This window comes from Bifidobacterium sp. MSK.17.10, from assembly GCF_019129655.1.
Taxonomy (GTDB): domain Bacteria; phylum Actinomycetota; class Actinomycetes; order Actinomycetales; family Bifidobacteriaceae; genus Bifidobacterium; species Bifidobacterium adolescentis.
The window spans coordinates 215,674-234,097 of the sequence record NZ_JAHOJD010000002.1 but is presented as its reverse complement, the minus strand read 5'-3'; the positions used below and the strand labels follow the sequence as shown (position 1 = coordinate 234,097).

The following is an 18,424-nucleotide window of genomic DNA, read 5'->3' as shown; positions in this document are numbered from 1 at the left end:
TGAGCTCGTTCAAGCCCGACGATGGCAGGCGATCACGCCGTCATCAATGCGGATAACGCGTCGTCATCCTGGAAAGCAATTCGAGTGTCGTCCGATTCGGATGCCGTTCCGGCTTCGGTCCACAAATCCGTTCCCGGCTTCCGGCTGTACCGGTAGACCGCCGCCGGCCTGTTACGGCCGATCCGCAGTTTCTCACCGGTGTCTTCCAACAGTCCGGAAGCGAGCATTTTACGGCGGAAATTCGCCAAATCGATACGCTGTCCGGCAATCGCCTCGTACACGTCATGCAGTTGGCTCAACGTGAATCGCTCGCCCACCAATCGAGTGGCGATGTCAGGCGATTCGATTTTGCCGCGAAGCCGGTTCATGGCGTATTCGACGATGGTGCGATGGTCGAACGCAAGTTCCGGAAGATGGTTGACGGGGAACCACTTGACGTTGTCCCCTCCGGCGAAGTCGATTCGTCCATCGGCCTCGCCCACCAGGGCCCAGTACACGATGGACACCATCGGCAGACCGCCATGCGAACGTGCCGGATCGCCGAACGTGTAAAGCTGCTCAAGATATTTCGGATGCAGCGACGTCGTCGATTCCAGTGCGGCATACGCCGACTGTTCCAATGAATGGTCGGCCCTCAGACCGCCTCCCGGCAACGCCCATTGCCCCAAAAAAGGCTGACGGACGCGTTTGACCAGCGGCATCCACAGGGTGGAGCCCATGCCGGACGAAGCGGCACCAGCGCCCACATCTGACTGCGGAACCGGTCCCAAAGCCAGAATCACCACGGATACGCCGACCTGCGGAGGCTGCTTGCGCCGTTCCGAGACATTGCCCATGATCAATTGATGGCCTCTTCCAATACTTCGAATTGCTTACAGGAAAGGAGTCTAACACTTATAGTCAACATGACTATAAGTGTGTCGAGTCGCTCATAAACACCAAGAGCCCCCAACGGGGCTCTTGCAAAGTTCAGGCCACGATGTCGTTGGCGATCAGCTCGCGGGCCACTTCACGGTATTCCTTCGCCGTCTTGTGGTTCGGCGCGTAGATGGTGATCGGCGCGGCCGCCACCGTGGAATCCGGCAGCTTGATGGAACGCGAAATCACGGAATGGAACACCTTGCCTTGGAACGCCTCGTAGATACGCTGCAACACCTCCTCGCAATGCAGGGTACGGGTGTACATGGTGACCAGCACGCCATACACTTCAAGGCTCGGATTGATGCGCGACTGCACCTTCTCGATGGATTGCATGAGCAGCGCCACGCCACGCAGCGCGAAGAATTCGGCAGCGACCGGAATGATCACACCGTCGGCCGCGGTCAACGCGTTCACCGTCAGCAGGCCCAACGATGGCTGGCAGTCGATGATGATCACGTCGTACTCGTCCTTGACCTGGCGCAGCACACCGGCAAGCACCTGCTCACGTCCCACTTCGGTGACCAGTTGCACTTCGGCGGCGGACAGATCGATGTTGGCCGGCATAATGTCGAGATTCTCGAAATCGGTGTGGTGAATCACGCTGTGCACGTCCATGCGCGGATTGAACAACGCCGTGTACACGGTGTCCTCCACCGCGTTGGCGTTGATGCCGAGACCCACCGTGGCGGCGCCTTGCGGATCGAAGTCGACGATCAGCACGCGCCTGCCGTATTGGCTTAGCGCGCCGCCGATATTGATGGAACTGGTGGTCTTGCCGACGCCACCCTTCTGGTTGCACATGGCGATGACCCTTGCCGGACCGTGCGTCTGCAGCGGCTCCGGTGCGGGAAACGTCTCATAATCACGTCCAAGCAAATCCGTAGGCATACCGTTTACCTTACCAACATCCTCGTGTCAAAAACTCCACTGTTTCCATGCTAGCCCATCATCGCCGTCAGAAACGGCAGCAACACATGCATCTCATGCTATCTTGCCCTTGGATGCGAGGTCAGATATGTCTCGATGAGGTTCTCCGGGCTTACATGCGTGTAGATCTGCGTGGTGGTGACGCTCGCGTGACCCAGCAGTTCCTGCACGGTGCGCACGTCGGCCCCGCCTTGGATCAGATGCGTGGCGAAGGAATGGCGCAATGTGTGCGGATGCAGGGGCTTGTCGATATGCGCGCGTTCCCCGGCCGCACGGATGATCTCCCACACCGATTGCCTTGACAGTCGTTTGCCGCGCTTGTTGAGGAACAACGCGCGTCGTTCGGTGGGCCCTTTCGCCTTCGACTCGAGCTGCGGCCGTCCGTTTTTGAGGTATCTTGCGATCGCCTCACATGCGTAACTGCCGACCGGCACCAGACGTTGTTTGGAGCCTTTGCCCATCAATCTCGCAACGTTCGATTCCAAGTCGACATCGTCAAGATTCGCGCCGCACGCTTCCGACACGCGGGCTCCGGTGGCGTACATGAATTCCAGCAACGCCTTGTCGCGCAGCATCGCGGGATCGTCGGGCATGTCCGCCATGCCTTCGGATTGAGGCCGATTCTGCGAGACGGGGATCGCGTCCAGCAAACTGGCCACCTCGTCCACAGTGAGCACGTCAGGCAGCGTCGTCGCGCCTTTGGGAGCCTTGACCTGTGCCGCAACGTCATTGGATACCACATGTTCGTTCAGTGCGAAGCGATGGAATGCATGGATGCTGGCCAGTCTTCGTGCCTTGCTGCGCGCGGATTCTCCGGAATCGTCAAGAAAGGCGATGTATCGTTCCACGTCCTGCGTGGTCACTGCATTAAGGTCTTGAATGCCTTGCGTCGCAAGCCAGCCGTTGTATTTGCGCAGGTCCGAGTCATATGCGCGCACCGTGGCTTTCGCAAGTCCTCGTTCCACGTCGATGTACGCGAGGAACTGATCAATCAAGCGTTCGATATCCGTCATCGTGGTCCTCCGTTTGCATCGTCATCATTTGTCGTGTCCGTTCCGTCACGTTCCCGTACGGAACGCGTTGCCCGCATGGAGGATTCCAAGGACGTTCGTTCCAAGTGGAAGCCGTCATTGGATGGAAATCAACATTCCGGAAAGTCTATTCAAAGTATCCGGTATGGGGAACGCGATACGCAAGAACCCCCGTCCGTTTGCCGGATCGGGGGTTCTGAAGTTCACAGGTGAACCGTCGGGGAAACTCAGGCTTCCTTCGGAGCGTTCACGTCAGCCGGAAGAGCGGCCTTGGCCTGCTCGACGATGGCCTTGAAAGCCTCCGGATCGGAGACGGCCAGCTCGGCGAGAGCGCGACGATCCAGCTCGATGCCGGCAAGGTGCAGGCCCTGGATGAAGCGGTTGTAGGTGATGCCTTCGGCGCGGACGGCAGCGTTGATGCGCTGGATCCACAGCTTGCGGAAGTCGCCCTTGCGAGCCTTGCGGTCGCGGAAGTTGTAGGTAAAGGAGTGCAGCAGCTGCTCCTTGGCCTTACGGTACAGGCGGGAGCGCTGGCCGCGGTAGCCGGAAGCCCTCTCGAGAACGACGCGACGCTTCTTGTGGGCGTTTACTGCGCGCTTGACACGTGCCATATTTGATTCCTCAGCTTTCTATTAAGTCTTTGTTTCTAAGCTCTCGCTATGCTCAGCGACCGAGCAGCTTCTTCATGTTCTTGCTCTGGGAAGTGGCCAGAACACCGTCGGCCTTCAGCTCACGGCGCTTACGAGCGGACTTGTGCTCGAGGTTGTGGCGCATTGCGGAGCCGGCGTGCATCAGCTTGCCGGAACCGGTCACGCGGACGCGCTTGGAAGCGGCGGAATTAGTTTTCATCTTCGGCATTGCTGCCCTCCTTGTTTGTTACTTCGTTTCGGAAGTCTTCGGTTTGTCGGATGCCACGGCGGCTTTGGCTGCTGCCGCCGCCTGAGCCTGGGCCTCCTGCTTGGCCGCCAAACGGGCGGCCTGGCGGGCCTGACGCTCGGCACGGGACTGATCGCCACGACGACGCTGCTCGGACTGGGTGTGAACCTTCTTGCCCTTCGGCGCGAGCGTCATGATGATGTTGCGGCCTTCCTGCTTCGGAGCGAATTCGACGGTGCCGTATTCCTCCACTTCGCTGGCAAGTCGCTGCAGCAACTCGACGCCGCCAATCGGTCGCGACTGCTCGCGGCCACGCAGCATGATGGTGACCTTGACCTTGTCTCCGCCGTTCAGGAAGCGCACAACATGGCCCTTCTTGACCTCGAAGTCATGGTCGTCGATCTTCAGACGGAAGCGAATTTCCTTGATTTCCGCGGTGCTCTGGTTGCGGCGCGCCTCACGAGCTTTGATCTTCTCGTTGTACTTGTACTTGCCGTAATCGATGAGCTTGGCGACCGGAGGCTTCGCGTTGGGCGCCACCTCGACGAGATCGAGGTTCGCTTCCTTTGCCAGGTTCAGTGCGACGGAAGTCGCGATGACTCCCACCTGCTCGCCGTTCGGGCCGATCAGACGCACCTGGGAGACGCGAATCTCGTCGTTAATGCGTGGTTCGTCGCTGATGATGACTCCAATCCTCATATTCCATGCAACGGAACATCCTTTGATTGGCAGTTTTCCAAAGTCTCGATTGTTCAAGGCATGCCAAAACGCATCACAACGCGCCGTAAACCCGTAAGAGCGGCTTACATATCTCACCGAGACGACCGGTGGAAGGCATCTGCCTGAACCCGAGGCCCTGAAAGGCTTCCAGGTGGGGATATCCCGCTTTCTTGATTTCTCAAGCCTTGTAAATAATACCACACCCCGGGACCAGCGCGTGTCGCACCGGTCCCGGGGTGTTCGTCACCATTCGGACGGCATCCGCTGTCAGGCGATGGCGATGACGTCCGGCTTCTCGCCGTCGTGCACGAAGTAGACGTCGTACCACGTCAGGAATGAGTACACGGTCCAGATCTTGCGGCGATCGTCGGTTTTGCCGGCATAGTTGTCGTCGATCATCTTCAGCAGCGCGTCCTGGTCGAAGAACTGGCTGACGTAATCGCGTTCGAACACGGAACGGACGTACTTGTAGAACTTCTCCTCACGCAGCCACTTCTTGATCGGCACCGGGAAGCCAAGCTTCTCACGGTCGTACCATTCCTTGGGCAGATGACGTCCCGCCGCCTGGCGGAACGCGTATTTCGTGTTCTCGTCGGTGATGAGGTACTTGGTCGGCACCTGCTCGGCCACGCCCATGAGCTCCTTGTCGAGCAGCGGCACACGCAATTCCAGCGAATGCGCCATGGTCATCTTGTCGGCCTTGAGCAGAATGTCACCCGGCATCCACTGATGCATGTCAAGGTACTGCTTCTTCTTCAGTTCGCTCAGACCCTTGCCTTCCACACGCGCATACGTCTTGTCGACGATGCTTTGCACGCTCGGCGCCTTGCGGTATTCAGGCTTGAGCAGCTGTTCGGACTGCGATTCCTCAAACACACGTGCCTGTCCGATGAAGCTTTCCTCGGCCGGCGCAAGATTGGCGTACAGATGCCATGCGCCCGGGAAGGTCTTGCCCTTGCAGAACCGGGCGATCGCCTTGCGCGCGCCGGCTGGCAGATGCGTGAGCCAGCGAGTCACCACCTTGATGGGCTTGAATTTGGTGTGCACGCCGTAGTCGATGTATCCGGCGAACAACTCGTCGGCGCCTTCGCCGCTCAGCACCACCTTCACGTCTTTGGCGGCCAATGCGGACAGGAAGTACAGCGGCACGCAGCTCGGATTGGAGTCCGGCTCGTCGAGATGCCATTGGATGCGCGGGAACGCGGCGAACGCCTCCTCGTCGGTCAACGACTCGGCGGTGTTGTTCAGTTTGAGCAGTTCCGCCAGTTCGCCGGCCTGCTGCGATTCGTTGTACGTGCCTTTGCCGAAACCGATCGAATACGTGTGCTGCGGACGCGCCACGGCGGCGACGTAGCTGGAGTCGACACCGCTCGACAGGAAGGAGCCGACCTCCACATCGGCGATCTGGTGCGCCTTGACGGAATCGCACACCGTCTGGTCGATCGAGTTCACCAGCTCGCCCAGCTTCTGCTTGCCTTCGCGGAAATCCTCGTCGTAATACCGGTGGATGTCCATCTTGCCATCCCGGTACGTGAAATAGTGCCCTTCCGGCAGCTTGTAGACGCCTTTGAAGAAGGTCTCACCGATCGCCGGATACTGGAAGGTCATATACGGCTTCAACGCCTCGGCGTTGAGCTCCTTGACGAAATCGGGGTGGCGCAACAGGCTCTTGATCTCCGACGCGTACATGAACGTGCCGTTCATCTTCGCATAGTAGAAGGGCTTGATGCCGAAATGGTCGCGCGCGCCGAACAGCTCCTGCTTGTTCTTGTCCCAGATCACGAAAGTGAACATGCCACGTACGCGCTGCAGCAAATCCACACCCCACTGCTCATAGCCGTGCAGCAGCACCTCGGTATCGCTTTTGGTGGTGAAGGTGTGTCCGGCCGCGATCAATTCCTCACGCAGCGTCTGATAGTTGTAGATCTCGCCGTTGAAGGTGATGACCTTCGAACCATCCTCGTTGTAGATGGGCTGCTGGCCGCCGCCGAGGTCGATGATGCTGAGCCTTCGATGGCCGAGCGCCGCATGCTCGTCGATGTAATGGCCTTCGCTGTCCGGCCCGCGATGCGCGATCATGTCGGTCATACGTTGGAGGACCGGGCATTTCACGTCAATGGGCATATCGTTGACGAAACCAGCAATTCCGCACATTATCTGCAATCCCTTCAAAACAAACTCGGTGTCAGTGTACCAGCATCCGCATGTCGAAAAACCGCCGCCGCGCCTCCGAACCGATTCATGCGTGACAATCTCCACAGGTTTCAGACATTTTAGGTATGCCGCATAGCCATGAAAATGACGATTCTTTCCTTTCGTCCGTCACGGCTACACTACCGGGTATGGATTTCCACGATGCCCGCACCTGCGTGATCTTCGGCGCAGGCGATTATTACGATGAGACCCCTGCGATTCCGGATGACGCCTTCGTCGTCGCCGCGGACGGCGGCCTCGACCACGCCCGTGCCTTCGGCATCGACGCCGATTTCGTGGTCGGCGACTTCGATTCGATTACCGGCGACCGCCCCACGCAAAACGACCGCACCATCGCATTGCCTTCGGAAAAGGACGATCCCGACCTGCTGTCGGCTTTGAAGATCAGCTGGCTGCGCGGCGCGCGCACGTTCCACATATACGGCGCGCTCGGCGGACGAATCGACCATACGATTTCCAATATCCAGCTTATGGCGCTACTGGCCGACCGTGGCGCGACCGGCTACCTGCACGGCGACGGATCGATCGTCACCGCGATCTGCGACGGCGCGCTCGATTTCCCGGCGGACGACGCCGTTGCGGGACGCATGGTCTCCGTGTTCTCCCACAGCGATATCTCGACCGGCGTAAGCGAAACGGGATTGAAATACGAGCTGCACCACGCCGACATGAGCAGCACGCGCGTCAACGGACTGAGCAACGAGTTCCTTGCCGGCAGGCCGTCCCGCATCACGGTGGAGCATGGCACGCTCATCGTCACGTTCCCCATCGAGGCTCCCCTGCCGCACGTGGCGCGATGGCATGGCTTCTCCGGAGATCTCGGTGCATTGGACACGGACGTATCCTCCGCGCTGGTCGAGCCAAGCGGCCGTTGAACGCATGCGGGACATGCATGTGAGCGTTCACTGAAAATCGCACTGCATTTTGGAACACGCGCCTCGGAACGTTGCCCTAAGTACAGGTGACGCACTACAGTGGACGGTGTTGGTAAACAATGGCTTCAGTGTGCCTGGCACACGCGTGGCCTACCCTAAAGGGAGAATTACATGACAGTTAAGATTGGTATTAACGGCTTTGGTCGTATCGGTCGTCTGGCTTTCCGCCGTATCTTCGAGCTGCAGGCTCGTGGCGGCCAGGCCGGTGACATTGAGGTCGCTGCAATCAACGATCTGACCACCCCGTCCATGCTGGCCTACCTGCTGAAGTACGACAGCACCCACGGCACCTTCCGTCATGACGATGGCACCCCGGTCGAGGTCACCTCCACCGACGACTCCATCGTGGTCGACGGCAAGGAATACAAGGTCTACGCCGAGAAGGATGCCAACAACATCCCGTGGGTCAAGAACGACGGCGTTGAGTTCGTGCTCGAGTGCACCGGCTTCTACACCTCCGCTGAGAAGTCCCAGGCCCACATCAACGCTGGCGCCAAGAAGGTCCTGATCTCCGCTCCGGCCAAGGACGAGATCACCCCGACCATCGTGTTCGGCGTGAACCACGAGACCCTCAAGGCTTCCGACGTGATCGTGTCCGCCGGCTCCTGCACCACCAACTCCATGGCCGCCATGGTCAAGCTGCTGGACGAGAACTGGGGCATCAAGGCTGGCTTCATGACCACCATCCACGCCTACACCGGCACCCAGATGATCCTCGACGGCCCGCGCTTCCCGAAGGCTCGCAACAACCGCGCCGCCGCCATCAACACCATTCCTCATTCCACTGGCGCCGCCAAGGCCATCGGCAAGGTCGTTCCGTCCGTGAACGGCAAGCTGCAGGGCCACGCCCAGCGCATCCAGGTTCCGGATGGCTCCGTCACCGAGCTGACCACCGTCCTGAACAAGGAAGTCACCGCCGATGAGATCAACGCCGCCTTCAAGGCCGCCTTCTCCGACACCGACTTCTACGGCTACAACGAGGATGGCATCGTGTCCTCCGACATCATCGGCGACACCCACGGTGGCGTGTTCGATCCGACCCAGACCGATGTCAACACCGTTGACGGCCTGACCATGGCTCGCACCGTCTCCTGGTACGACAACGAGTACGGCTTCACCTGCAACATGGTGCGTACCCTGCTGTACTTCGCCGAGATCTCCGAGTGAATCGGCGCGGAGTAATCCGCACGGTTCGTCTCTGAGCCTCAGACAAAGGGGCTTTCGCTTCGGCGGAAGCCCCTTTTCGTATCCGAAACGCCGCAACGGACACGTGGAAGGCTTATTATGGGCGGCATGGCAAAGAAAAAGCATGAGAAGGGCGCCGGTTCCACACCGGCCACCGTGCAGTTGGAAAAAGCCGGAGTTCCGTTCAAAACCTACGAATACGCGCATTCGAACGATCACATGGATGACGGTTATGGGGTTGAGGCCGCCACCAAGCTCGGTTTCGACGAGCATCAGGTGTTCAAGACGCTGATGGCGGACACCGGCTCCGAACGCGTGGTCGGCGTGGTGCCGGTCAGCGGACATATGGATCTGAAGGCGCTGGCCGCGGCAGTCGGCGCGAAGAAGGCGGCGATGGCCGATCCGAAGGTCGCCATGCGCGAATCCGGCTACGTGGTCGGCGGCATCTCCCCGCTTGGCCAGCGCACACACCACAAGACGGTGCTTGACGAAAGCGCGCTGCAATACGACGAAATCCTGCTGTCGGGCGGCAAACGCGGTTTCTCAGTCGGCGTCAATCCCAACGATCTGCTCAAGGTGCTCGACGCGGTAGCGGCGCCGATCGGCACTTGGTAAAAAACACGCCGATACATCACACCAATACATAAGTGGGTGGTCGGAACAACACGATGTTCCGACCGCCCACTTGCGTAAGCGAAAGGTTCGCGCTATTTGCGCAGTTCCGCAGGAAGCACGAAATGCATGTTCTCCTTGATGGTTTCGATGGTGCTCACATCCTGGTAGCCAAGTTCTTGCAACGCTGCGACCACGCCGGAAACCAGCTCGTCCGGCACGGAGGCACCCGAGGAAATACCCACGGATTCGACACCTTCAAACCATGCGGGGTCAAGTTCCGAAGCATCATCAACACGATGGGCGCGACCAGCGGCGCCAACAGCCGTTTTTGAGGCGTACCGCGCGTTAAGTCCCTCCTGAGCGACTTCCATCAACCGCACGGAATTCGAGGAATTCGCGGAGCCGACAATCACCACGCAATCGGCTTGCTCGGCAACGAGCTTGACCGCCGCCTGACGATTCGACGTGGCATAGCAGATATCGGAGTTCGGCGGCATTTCAAGCCATGGGAAACGCGCTTTGAGCGCGGTGATCGTGCCAGCGGTCTCATCGACGCTCAACGTGGTCTGCGTAAGCAGCACCAGTTTCGTGTCAGGTTGGAAATCCAACGAGTCGACGTCGGACGCATGCTCGATCAAATGCACATGTTCCGGCGATTCCTCCACCACACCAACGGCCTCATCGTGGCCTTTGTGCCCGATGTAGATGATCTCGTAACCTTCCTTGACAAAACGCAGCACCTCGCGATGCACTTTGCTTACCAGCGGGCAGGTGGCATCGACCACATGCATACCGCGCGCCGCGGCCTCGGCTTTGACCGCCGGAGACACGCCGTGGGCGGAAAATACGATTGGGATGCCGGCTTCGGCGGCGGCATCGGGGATCTCAGCCAATTCCTGCACGAACACCGCGCCCTGCGCGGCCAAATCCTCGACGACATGCTTGTTGTGCACGATCTGGCGGCGCACATACACCGGCGGCAATCCGTCGGCACGTGGCGTATCGGCGGATTTGAGAATCGTCCGCACCGTCAGAATCGCCCTATCCACGCCGGCGCAGAATCCGCGCGGATCCGCCAGCACGATGCGTTTGCCCATGTCAAGCCGCCTTCCAATCGTATCCATCCATCACAACAGCAATCACCAATATTAAGGCACGGGCGCCGTCAATCGACATCGGCCGTCTTCATCCGCAGAATTTCCACACGACAAGCGCATCCACCACCACATCGTGAGCGGTAACATAGTAGCGGAAACACAGTCGACAACACTATGGAGTGATTTATGACCTGCACCAATCTGCCGCCACGCACCGGACAGCAATTTTCCATTTCGCATGGCGATTACCATGCCGTCGTCACCGAGTTGGGCGCGACGCTGCGCAAACTGACCTACCAAGGCGAGGACATCATCGTCTCCCCCGGTCCGGATGACATGGTGACCTGCTGCCACGGCCAGCTGCTCATCCCGTTCCCGAACCGCATCGAGAATGGCGAATACACCTTCGAAGGCAAGACCTACACGCTGCCGATCGACGAGCATGAGCGCCACAACGCCATCCACGGCTACGGCAAGCGCGCGTTCTGGAAGCTTGTCTCCCTTAAAGAGGATGCCGTGACCCTCAGCTGGCGTGCCCCCAACATGGAGGGATATCCGTTCGACATCGTGGTGACCGCGACGTACAGCCTCGCCGACGATGGCCTGCATCTGAACATCAGCGCCTACAACAACGGCGATGCGGACGCACCGTGGGCCTTGGCCATCCACCCGTGGCTCGCCAACGGCTTCAACGGATACGGCGATGAGATCGACGCCCACAACGCCAAGTGCAGCCTGACCGTGCCGGGGCGCACGCATGTCACCGTCAACGAGAACCTCATTCCGACCGGCACCGAGCCGGTGGACGGCACCAAGTATGACCTGCGTAAGGACACGCTGCTCACCGAGCAGCCGTTCGACGACGCTTGGACGGATCTGGAGCATGCCGAAGACGGCACCGTCACCGCGGTGTTCACCCGTCCGGACGGCAAGAAGGTGCGTGTGGGCGGCGACGAGACCGTCACCTCGTTCCAGGTGTGCACCGGCACCGGTTTCCCGGCCATCAAGCATCCGGCCGGAGTGGCGGTGGAACCGCAGACGGCATACGCGAACGCGTTCAACACCGGCAAGGACCTCATCGTCATCAAGCCGGGCGAGACGTCAAGCACGGCGCTGTTCATCGGGATGCTCGACTGATATAATCACCATCGGAATAAGTCCCGGCCACACAGCGGACGCCGAATTTGGCAAACGTCTCGCTCGTGTGCGATAATCCCGAAGGCTTATTAATCGCAAGTAAAGGAGTCCAATCATGGGCATGCGCGGACGTAAGCGCAAGGATCGTCGTAAGAAGGCCGCCAATCACGGCAAGCGCCCGAACGCCTGATCCCTGCCGGCGCGAATAGCGTCACAGAGCATGGAAAACCCCGCGGAATCATTACGGTTCGCGGGGTTTTCCCATATTCAGACGCTGATGCGGCGGGCGCGCCTCGCGTCACATCAGCATGGCACTTGGCGCATGAAACGCCGCACGTCCTTCCAATTACTCGTCACAACAGTGGTCGAGTGTCGCCTCAAGCCTGTCGATCAGGCTTTGCGGCGCGTGTTTCGGCCGCAGGTACGCGCGCATCGCTGCGATCAGCGCACGTTCGCGTTCATCGCAACAGGTCTCCGGGTCGAAGCAGTCCCCGGAGGCCACGACATGCACGCTGGCATGCGTCACCTGCGTCACCACACCGTTCGTGTTGGTGGTGGTCGAAGTAATGGAGATGTGCCGTTCCATTGGTTCGCTCATGGTCGATCCTTCCCGGCAGTGGCATAGCCACGTTCCTTGGCGTAATTGGCAAGCTCACGTTTCAGCTGTGTGCGGGCGCGGTTGAGCCGGCTCATCACGGTGCCGATTTTCACGCCTTGTTCCTCAGCTACCTGGCTGTATGATTTGCCGTCGATCGCGGCGTCGATGAAAACCTGCCTGCGTTCCGGGGAAAGCCGGTTCAAAGCGGCCATGATCTCCTCCGGCGCGTAGGCGTCCAAGTATTCCTGTTCGGCGGATTTGAGCTGTTCGGAGGAATGCTCGGACGCGGAATACAGGTCCCAGTCGTCGTATTCGCCAGTGGAATCGTTGGCGCGTTGCGGCCGTCGCTTGGCTTTGGCGTACTGGTTGAAATAGGCGTTGCGTTCGATGGTGGTCATCCAAGCCGCGAAATTCGTTCCTTCCTTGAAGGAGTCGAACGCCTTGAATCCACGTTCGAAGGTGTCCTGCACCAGATCCTGCGCGTCGTCGGGATTGTTGGTCAGTTTCATCGCCTGCCGGTACAGCGAGTCCACAACGGGCATGGCAAGCTTCTCAAACCGCGCGCGCCGGCCCGCCATGGATTCCGTTTCTTGTTCAGTCACACCCTCATTGTAACTTCCCCGACGTCACACGTCGTGCACATGGTTGCCGCTAAAATGGCTCTTCGGTATCCGCTCGGCGTCTCATACACAGGGAGAACACGAAAACATGGCTTTGACTCTGGAATCGGCGGCCCGACTGCTCGATAGGCACGGACTGCTGCGCGAAATCATCCGCGGCGATGTCTGGACGCTTGATCCGCACGACATCAAGGGATTTGACGAGCCGTTCTCCGCAATCACCTACGACACCCGCAAGGTGGAGCCGAGCACGTTCCTGTGCTGCAAGGGCCGTTTCAAGGCCGAATATCTGCAGGGCATCGACGAACGCGGCCTTGCCGCCTATGTGTCGGAGAACGACTTCTCCGACGCCACGCAAGCTCCGGGCCTTATTGTGGATGACGTGCGCAAGGCCATGGCTTTGCTATCGGCTGAATTCTATGGTCGTCCGCAGGACCAGTTGAAGGTGGTCGGCATCACCGGCACCAAAGGCAAGACCACCACCGCCTATCTCACGCAGGCGATGCTCAACGGCTGTTCCGGCGGCAAGTGCGCGCTGTTTTCCTCCGTGGACAATTGTCTTGACGGCCACACCTACGTGGAATCCGATCTGACCACGCCGGAATCCATGGATGCGTTCCGCATGATGCGCGAGGCCGTTGATAACGGCATGGAATATCTCGTCATGGAGGTCTCCTCGCAGGCCTACAAGGTGGACCGCGTGTTCGGTCTCACATTCGACGTGGCCGCGTTCCTCAACATCAGCCCGGACCATATCAGCCCGATCGAGCATCCGACATTCGAGGATTATCTCCACTGCAAGCGTCAGATCGTCAAGAACTGCCGTGCCCTCGTATTGGGTGCCGATTGCGCGCGCGCCGACCTCATCCGGCAGGACGCACGTCATGCCAGCGTTCCCGTCACCACGTTCGCGCTTGGCGGCGATTCCACGGCAGATGTCATGGCCGCGCCGGCGAATGACGATCACAGCCGCTTCTCCATCGTCATCGACGGCACCTCGATCGGCGAGTTGAGCCTGACATTGGACGGCGATTTCAACTATGCGAACGCGGCGGCGGCCGTCGCGATCGCCCATGCGGCCGGTTTCGATTTCGGTTCCGCACAGGCCAAGGACGCGTTGCGTGAGATGGAGCCGGTACGCATCGCCGGACGTATGGAGCATTTCAAGGACACGCGGTCGAACACCATCGCCATTGTTGATTACGCGCATAACTACGCGTCCGTCACCGCGTTGCTTGACTACGTCGATCAGCGTTACGGCAGCGAAAAGCCGGAAATCACGCTCATCACCGGCTCCGCTGGAAACAAGGCATACGATCGCCGCGCCGAAATCGTCCACGCCGCGCAGGACCGCATCGACCATCTCGTGCTCACTTTCGAAGACACCGACGACGAGCCTGTGGAACAGGTCTGCGCGGACATGAACGACAGCGTCACCAACCCGCAGCTTGACGTGAAGACCATTCTCGACCGTGCCGAAGCCGTGGAGACCACGGTAAGCCACGATCGCAAGGATCCCGAGCATCTGCACATCATCCTCATCATCGGCAAAGGCAACGAACGTTGGTTCAAAGACCACGGCAAGCACATCCCTTACGAGGGCGACGACCGCATCGTGGAACGCGTGTTCCGTCTCAAATAACAACTAAGGTGAAGGCATTATGACACGATTCCAACCGATTCTGCTGGGCAGCGACATCAACGTCTACGGCATGGCCAGGGCGTTCCATGAGGAGTACGGCATCGTTTCCGAGGCGTATGCGTATTTCCAGCTGAGCCCCACGAAATTCAGCCGTATCGTCAACGTGCACATCGTCGACGATTTCAACAACTTCGTCACGTTCCGTAATTTCATGCTCAAGCTCGGCAAGCGTATGAAGGCCGAGGATCCGGAACGCGTGCTGCTGCTCATCCCCTGCGGCGACGTGTACGCCAATCTGCTGAGCCAGTGCGGCGACGATCTTCGCGAATATTTCGTATACAACACGCTTGACGTGAACCTTTCGCGCCGGCTCGCCTACAAGTCCACGTTCTACCAGATCTGCGAGCAGTATGATCTGCCCCATCCGAAGACGCGCACCGTCACCGCCGATGAGGTGAAGGCAGGAGCCTACCGTGATTTGCCGTTCAGCTATCCGGTGGCCATGAAGCCCGCGAATTCGGTGGAATGGCTCAACATCGATTTCGAGGGCCGTCGCAAGGCCTACATCTTCAACGATCCGGCCGAATTGGAGACCATCATCAAGCGTGCGTACGATGCCGGATACACGTCCGAAATGGTGATTCAGGACTTCATCCCCGGCGACGATTCCCGCATGCGTGTGCTGAACGCCTATGTGGACCAGCATCATCGCGTGCGTATGATGTTCCTCGGCCACCCGCTGCTGGAGGATCCCTCCCCTGTCGCCGCGGGCAACTATGCGGCCATTCTGCCCGACTACAACGAGGGTGTGTTCCGTCGTATCAAGGCTTTCCTCGAGGACATCAAGTACGAGGGCGTGGCCAATTTCGACATGAAGTACGACGAACGCGACGGCGAGTACAAGCTGTTCGAAATCAACCTTCGCCAGGGACGTTCCAGCTATTTCGTCACGCTGAACGGCTTCAATCTGGCGAAGTATTTCGTCGACGACCTCGTCGAGGACACGCCGTTCGACGGCAACACCCTGTTCGGCCGCGGTTCGAAGCTGTGGCTTGAGATTCCGAAGTCGATTTTCCTTGATTACGTCGCAGAAGGCGCTGACAAGGAAACCGGCAAGCGCATGCTCAAGTCGGGCGATTGGGGTACCACCTTGGAGTATTCCAAGGATATGAATCCGCTGCGTTGGCTGATGATTCGGCACATGTTCTCGATTTACAAGAAGAGCTATGCCAAGTACTTCACCAAGAAGGGCGAGCTTAAGTGAAACGACCGTTTTTCGCCGTACTGGGCGGCATGGGCACGCTGGCCACCGAAAGCTACATCCGCTTGGTCAACCGCGCCACGCATGCCCATTGCGATCAGGATTATCTGGACTACATCGTCTTCAACGATTCCTCCGTGCCGGACCGCACCGCGTACATTCTCGGCGAATCCGACGAGAATCCCTTCCCCGTACTCGCCGACGATATCGAGAAGGCAACGGCGATGGGCGCGAGTTTCATTGTGCTCACCTGCAATACCGCGCACTATTTCTATGACGATTTCCAGGCGTTGACGACGGTGCCGATTCTGCATATGCCACGCGGCGCGGTGGCACGCATGGCTCAGCGTTATCCGAAGGATCGTTTTCCGCGGGTCGGTTTCCTCGGCACCGTGGGTTCGCGCAAATCCGGCGTGTACAAGCGTGCCGTCGAAGAGGCCGGGTACACGTTCGTCGAACCGACCGACGAGTTGCAGGCCCGTATCACTTCGTTGATTTATGACGATGTGAAAGGTAGTGGCGAGCTCAATCTGGAACGCTACGAATCGGTGTTGCGCGATATGCTCGATCCGGCAGGCCCCTGCGCGTGCGACACGCTGATATTGGGCTGCACCGAGCTGAGCGTGCTCAACGAGGCGTTTCCGCTGCCCCAGCTGCCGGTCATCGACGCGCAGGCCGTGCTGGTGGAAGATACCGTGGCGCGGGCCGAAGCGTTGCGCGCGTAGCTATTATTTGTCACGCCTATCTTCGACTGCTTAGGCGTCGGACGATAAAACAAGATTGTGGGTGGCTCCCCAGGCAATGGGAAGTCACCCACAATCTTGTTTTATATGGACGGTGTACGCCGCACGTATGGCGTCATCGTCCGATGTTGTTTCGCTTCGTCACTTCGTTTCGTTTTCCGAAGCCGTTTCCGCATCCGCCGGTTCGTTGGCATCCGCCGCCTCATCCATTTCATCCGCATCGGCGTCTGCTAAAACGGAATCGTCCGGACCGACGCTGCCGAAATCGTTGATGTTGAAATCAGGGTTGGCGTCGGATTCGAAATCCACGTCAGCCTCGTCCTGCTTTTTGCGCGGTTCCGGATCGACGGATTCCTGGAACACACGTTCGGCCTTTGGCTTCTTCAGGTCGGAGTTGATCTTCTCCTCCAGCATGAGTCGCGCATCACCGGCGGTTGTGAAGCTGCCACAGACGAGCACGCCATGACCGTAGCCGACGCCCAGTTCGTCATCGGCATCAACCATGTTGACGGCTTCCTGGATGGCGTCCGGCAATTCGGGAATGCAGGTGACGCGTTCCGGCCCGAAAACACGGTCCGCGATCTTCTTCAGATCCTCAGCCGGCATCACTCGGTCACGCCACGAGTTCTCGGTGACGATCACATGGCTCAGCAACGGTTCGAGCACGCCCAGATACTCCTCGACCTGCTTGTCCCCCATCATGGCGACCACGCCGACGAGCTGCTGGAAATCATAGTTCTCTTCAATGGCGGCACGCAGCGATTCGGCCGCGTTCACGTTGTGCCCGCCATCAAGGATGATGGTAGGCGAGGTACGAATTTGTTCGATACGTCCCGGAATGCGTACGCTGCTCAACGCTTCGGCCACCAAATCGCCGTCCAACGCGCCGTTGACGGGAATCACCACTTCCGCCGCGCACAGTGCGGCGAGCGCGTTGTGTGCCTGATGCTCGCCGAATTTGGCGATCGGTACTTCCGTGTAAGTGCCGTTCGGAGTGCGCAGGGTGGCCACCTGGCCGCCGACGGCCGGCACTCGGGTGACGACTTCCGATTCGACGCCGTCGCGCACCAAGCTGGCGTGGTTCTCCTTGGCCGCGGCCTCGATAATCGGCATGACCTCGTCCTCGTGTGGCTGGCGGCCGATGATGGCGGTGCAGTTCGGCTTGATGATGCCGACCTTTTCCGTGGCGATTTCCTCCACGGTGTCGCCGAGCCATGCCATGTGGTCCATGTCGACCGGGCCGATGATGGCCGCGTCCGCGTCGAGCACGTTGGTGGCGTCCCATCGGCCGCCCATGCCGACTTCCACGATGGCGACGTCGACCGGCGCGTCGGCGAATTTCCAGATGGCCATGGCGGTGAGCACTTCGAAGAAGCTCATCTTCGGCTTGCCCAGCTCGTCCATTTTCATGTCCACGATGGCGACAAGGTCCTTGACCTGGTCCCAGGTGTCGACGAAATCGTCGTCGGACAGCTGCTGGCCGTCGATGGCGATGCGCTCGTTGACGTGTTCCAGATGGGGCGAGGTGTATAGGCCCGTACGCATGCCGTAGGCGCGGCAGATGGCTTCGGCCATGCGTGCCGTGGAGCCTTTGCCGTTGGTGCCGGTGATGTGGATGACGCGGAACGACTGCTCCGGATGGCCCATGATGTCGAGGATCATCTTCATGCGTTGCAGGTCGAGATTGGTGGTGTTGCGTTCCGATGGACGGCTCATGATGTCGCGTTCGACGTCGATCATGCTTTCGTTGTTGCGATTGGGATGTTCGAATGACATATTTCCCGTTTTCCTCCCGTACCTTGCGGACAGCACACTAAACTTTTCCCATTCTAGATGTCCGCATGAACGTTGCGCGCCGGGAAAAGTTATAGGATGGGTTGCGGTAATTTCCGTACGTTACGA

The 18,424-nt window shown here is 59.3% G+C and carries 18 protein-coding genes; 7 read left to right on the top strand and 11 right to left on the bottom strand.

Annotated features, from left to right (window positions below):
- Positions 1-32: 32 nt before the first annotated feature.
- The 7 genes from KSX58_RS02465 to asnB form a co-directional block, all read right to left on the bottom strand.
- Positions 33-842 (bottom strand): NUDIX domain-containing protein, encoded by an 810-nt coding sequence (locus KSX58_RS02465; protein WP_138296735.1) that lies wholly within the window; start codon positions 840-842, stop codon positions 33-35.
- A 127-nt stretch (positions 843-969) separates the two neighbouring features.
- Complete coding sequence (locus KSX58_RS02460) at positions 970-1,809, bottom strand: ParA family protein (protein ID WP_011743425.1); 840 nt, start codon at positions 1,807-1,809, stop codon at positions 970-972.
- A gap of 98 nt (positions 1,810-1,907) precedes the next feature.
- Positions 1,908-2,861: a site-specific tyrosine recombinase XerD gene (gene xerD, locus KSX58_RS02455; RefSeq protein ID WP_003810696.1), complete on the bottom strand. Its 954-nt coding sequence runs from the start codon at positions 2,859-2,861 to the stop codon at positions 1,908-1,910.
- A 245-nt stretch (positions 2,862-3,106) separates the two neighbouring features.
- Positions 3,107-3,490, bottom strand: a complete 384-nt coding sequence (rplT, locus tag KSX58_RS02450; RefSeq protein WP_003810697.1) for a 50S ribosomal protein L20 — start codon at positions 3,488-3,490, stop codon at positions 3,107-3,109.
- A 52-nt stretch (positions 3,491-3,542) separates the two neighbouring features.
- Positions 3,543-3,737, bottom strand: a complete 195-nt coding sequence (gene rpmI, locus KSX58_RS02445; RefSeq protein WP_003810699.1) for a 50S ribosomal protein L35 — start codon at positions 3,735-3,737, stop codon at positions 3,543-3,545.
- A gap of 18 nt (positions 3,738-3,755) precedes the next feature.
- Positions 3,756-4,454: a translation initiation factor IF-3 gene (gene infC / locus KSX58_RS02440; RefSeq protein ID WP_038444659.1), complete on the bottom strand. Its 699-nt coding sequence runs from the start codon at positions 4,452-4,454 to the stop codon at positions 3,756-3,758.
- Between the two features lie 288 nt (positions 4,455-4,742).
- Positions 4,743-6,629, bottom strand: coding sequence for an asparagine synthase (glutamine-hydrolyzing) (asnB, locus tag KSX58_RS02435; protein ID WP_011743427.1), 1,887 nt, complete (start codon positions 6,627-6,629; stop codon positions 4,743-4,745).
- 188 nt (positions 6,630-6,817) lie between these two features.
- On the opposite strand from asnB, the gene KSX58_RS02430 reads away from it, so the two are divergent.
- The 3 genes from KSX58_RS02430 to ybaK all read left to right on the top strand — a co-directional run bounded on the left by KSX58_RS02430 (position 6,818) and on the right by ybaK (position 9,424).
- Entirely contained in the window at positions 6,818-7,564 is a 747-nt protein-coding gene (locus KSX58_RS02430; protein ID WP_055308840.1) for a thiamine diphosphokinase, read from the top strand.
- Between the two features lie 171 nt (positions 7,565-7,735).
- A complete protein-coding gene (gene gap / locus KSX58_RS02425; RefSeq protein ID WP_195229682.1) occupies positions 7,736-8,791 on the top strand; it encodes a type I glyceraldehyde-3-phosphate dehydrogenase in 1,056 nt (351 codons plus the stop codon).
- 126 nt (positions 8,792-8,917) lie between these two features.
- The gene (gene ybaK / locus KSX58_RS02420; protein ID WP_033499760.1) at positions 8,918-9,424 is read left to right on the top strand and encodes a Cys-tRNA(Pro) deacylase; all 507 of its coding nucleotides are present in this window, start codon (positions 8,918-8,920) and stop codon (positions 9,422-9,424) included.
- A 92-nt stretch (positions 9,425-9,516) separates the two neighbouring features.
- On the opposite strand, the gene KSX58_RS02415 is transcribed toward ybaK, so the two are convergent.
- Positions 9,517-10,521: a 4-hydroxy-3-methylbut-2-enyl diphosphate reductase gene (locus KSX58_RS02415; RefSeq protein ID WP_033499716.1), complete on the bottom strand. Its 1,005-nt coding sequence runs from the start codon at positions 10,519-10,521 to the stop codon at positions 9,517-9,519.
- A gap of 186 nt (positions 10,522-10,707) precedes the next feature.
- On the opposite strand from KSX58_RS02415, the gene KSX58_RS02410 reads away from it, so the two are divergent.
- Positions 10,708-11,658, top strand: a complete 951-nt coding sequence (locus KSX58_RS02410; protein ID WP_003810714.1) for an aldose 1-epimerase family protein — start codon at positions 10,708-10,710, stop codon at positions 11,656-11,658.
- A gap of 346 nt (positions 11,659-12,004) precedes the next feature.
- On the opposite strand, the gene KSX58_RS02405 is transcribed toward KSX58_RS02410, so the two are convergent.
- Together KSX58_RS02405 and KSX58_RS02400 are read right to left on the bottom strand one after the other, a co-directional pair.
- Positions 12,005-12,256, bottom strand: a complete 252-nt coding sequence (locus tag KSX58_RS02405) for a hypothetical protein (RefSeq protein WP_003810716.1) — start codon at positions 12,254-12,256, stop codon at positions 12,005-12,007.
- Positions 12,253-12,834 (bottom strand): sigma-70 family RNA polymerase sigma factor, encoded by a 582-nt coding sequence (locus tag KSX58_RS02400; protein WP_003810718.1) that lies wholly within the window; start codon positions 12,832-12,834, stop codon positions 12,253-12,255. The genes KSX58_RS02405 and KSX58_RS02400 overlap by 4 nt, the downstream gene beginning before the upstream one ends.
- Before the next feature lie 130 nt (positions 12,835-12,964).
- Here KSX58_RS02400 and KSX58_RS02395 point away from each other — a divergent pair, with 130 nt between their 5' ends.
- The 3 genes from KSX58_RS02395 to KSX58_RS02385 are packed head-to-tail and all read left to right on the top strand — an operon-like array spanning position 12,965 to position 16,504.
- Positions 12,965-14,518, top strand: coding sequence for a UDP-N-acetylmuramoyl-L-alanyl-D-glutamate--2,6-diaminopimelate ligase (locus KSX58_RS02395; protein WP_215640848.1), 1,554 nt, complete (start codon positions 12,965-12,967; stop codon positions 14,516-14,518).
- 19 nt (positions 14,519-14,537) lie between these two features.
- On the top strand, positions 14,538-15,782 hold the full coding sequence (locus tag KSX58_RS02390; protein WP_055308839.1) for a carboxylate--amine ligase: 1,245 nt from the start codon (positions 14,538-14,540) through the stop codon (positions 15,780-15,782).
- Positions 15,779-16,504 carry an aspartate/glutamate racemase family protein gene (locus KSX58_RS02385; protein ID WP_011743433.1) on the top strand — a complete coding sequence of 242 codons (726 nt, stop codon included), beginning with the start codon at positions 15,779-15,781 and terminating at the stop codon, positions 16,502-16,504. The genes KSX58_RS02390 and KSX58_RS02385 overlap by 4 nt, the downstream gene beginning before the upstream one ends.
- A 159-nt stretch (positions 16,505-16,663) precedes the next feature.
- Here KSX58_RS02385 and KSX58_RS02380 read toward each other — a convergent pair whose 3' ends face one another.
- Complete coding sequence (locus KSX58_RS02380; protein WP_130081862.1) at positions 16,664-18,298, bottom strand: folylpolyglutamate synthase/dihydrofolate synthase family protein; 1,635 nt, start codon at positions 18,296-18,298, stop codon at positions 16,664-16,666.
- Positions 18,299-18,424 lie beyond the last annotated feature (126 nt).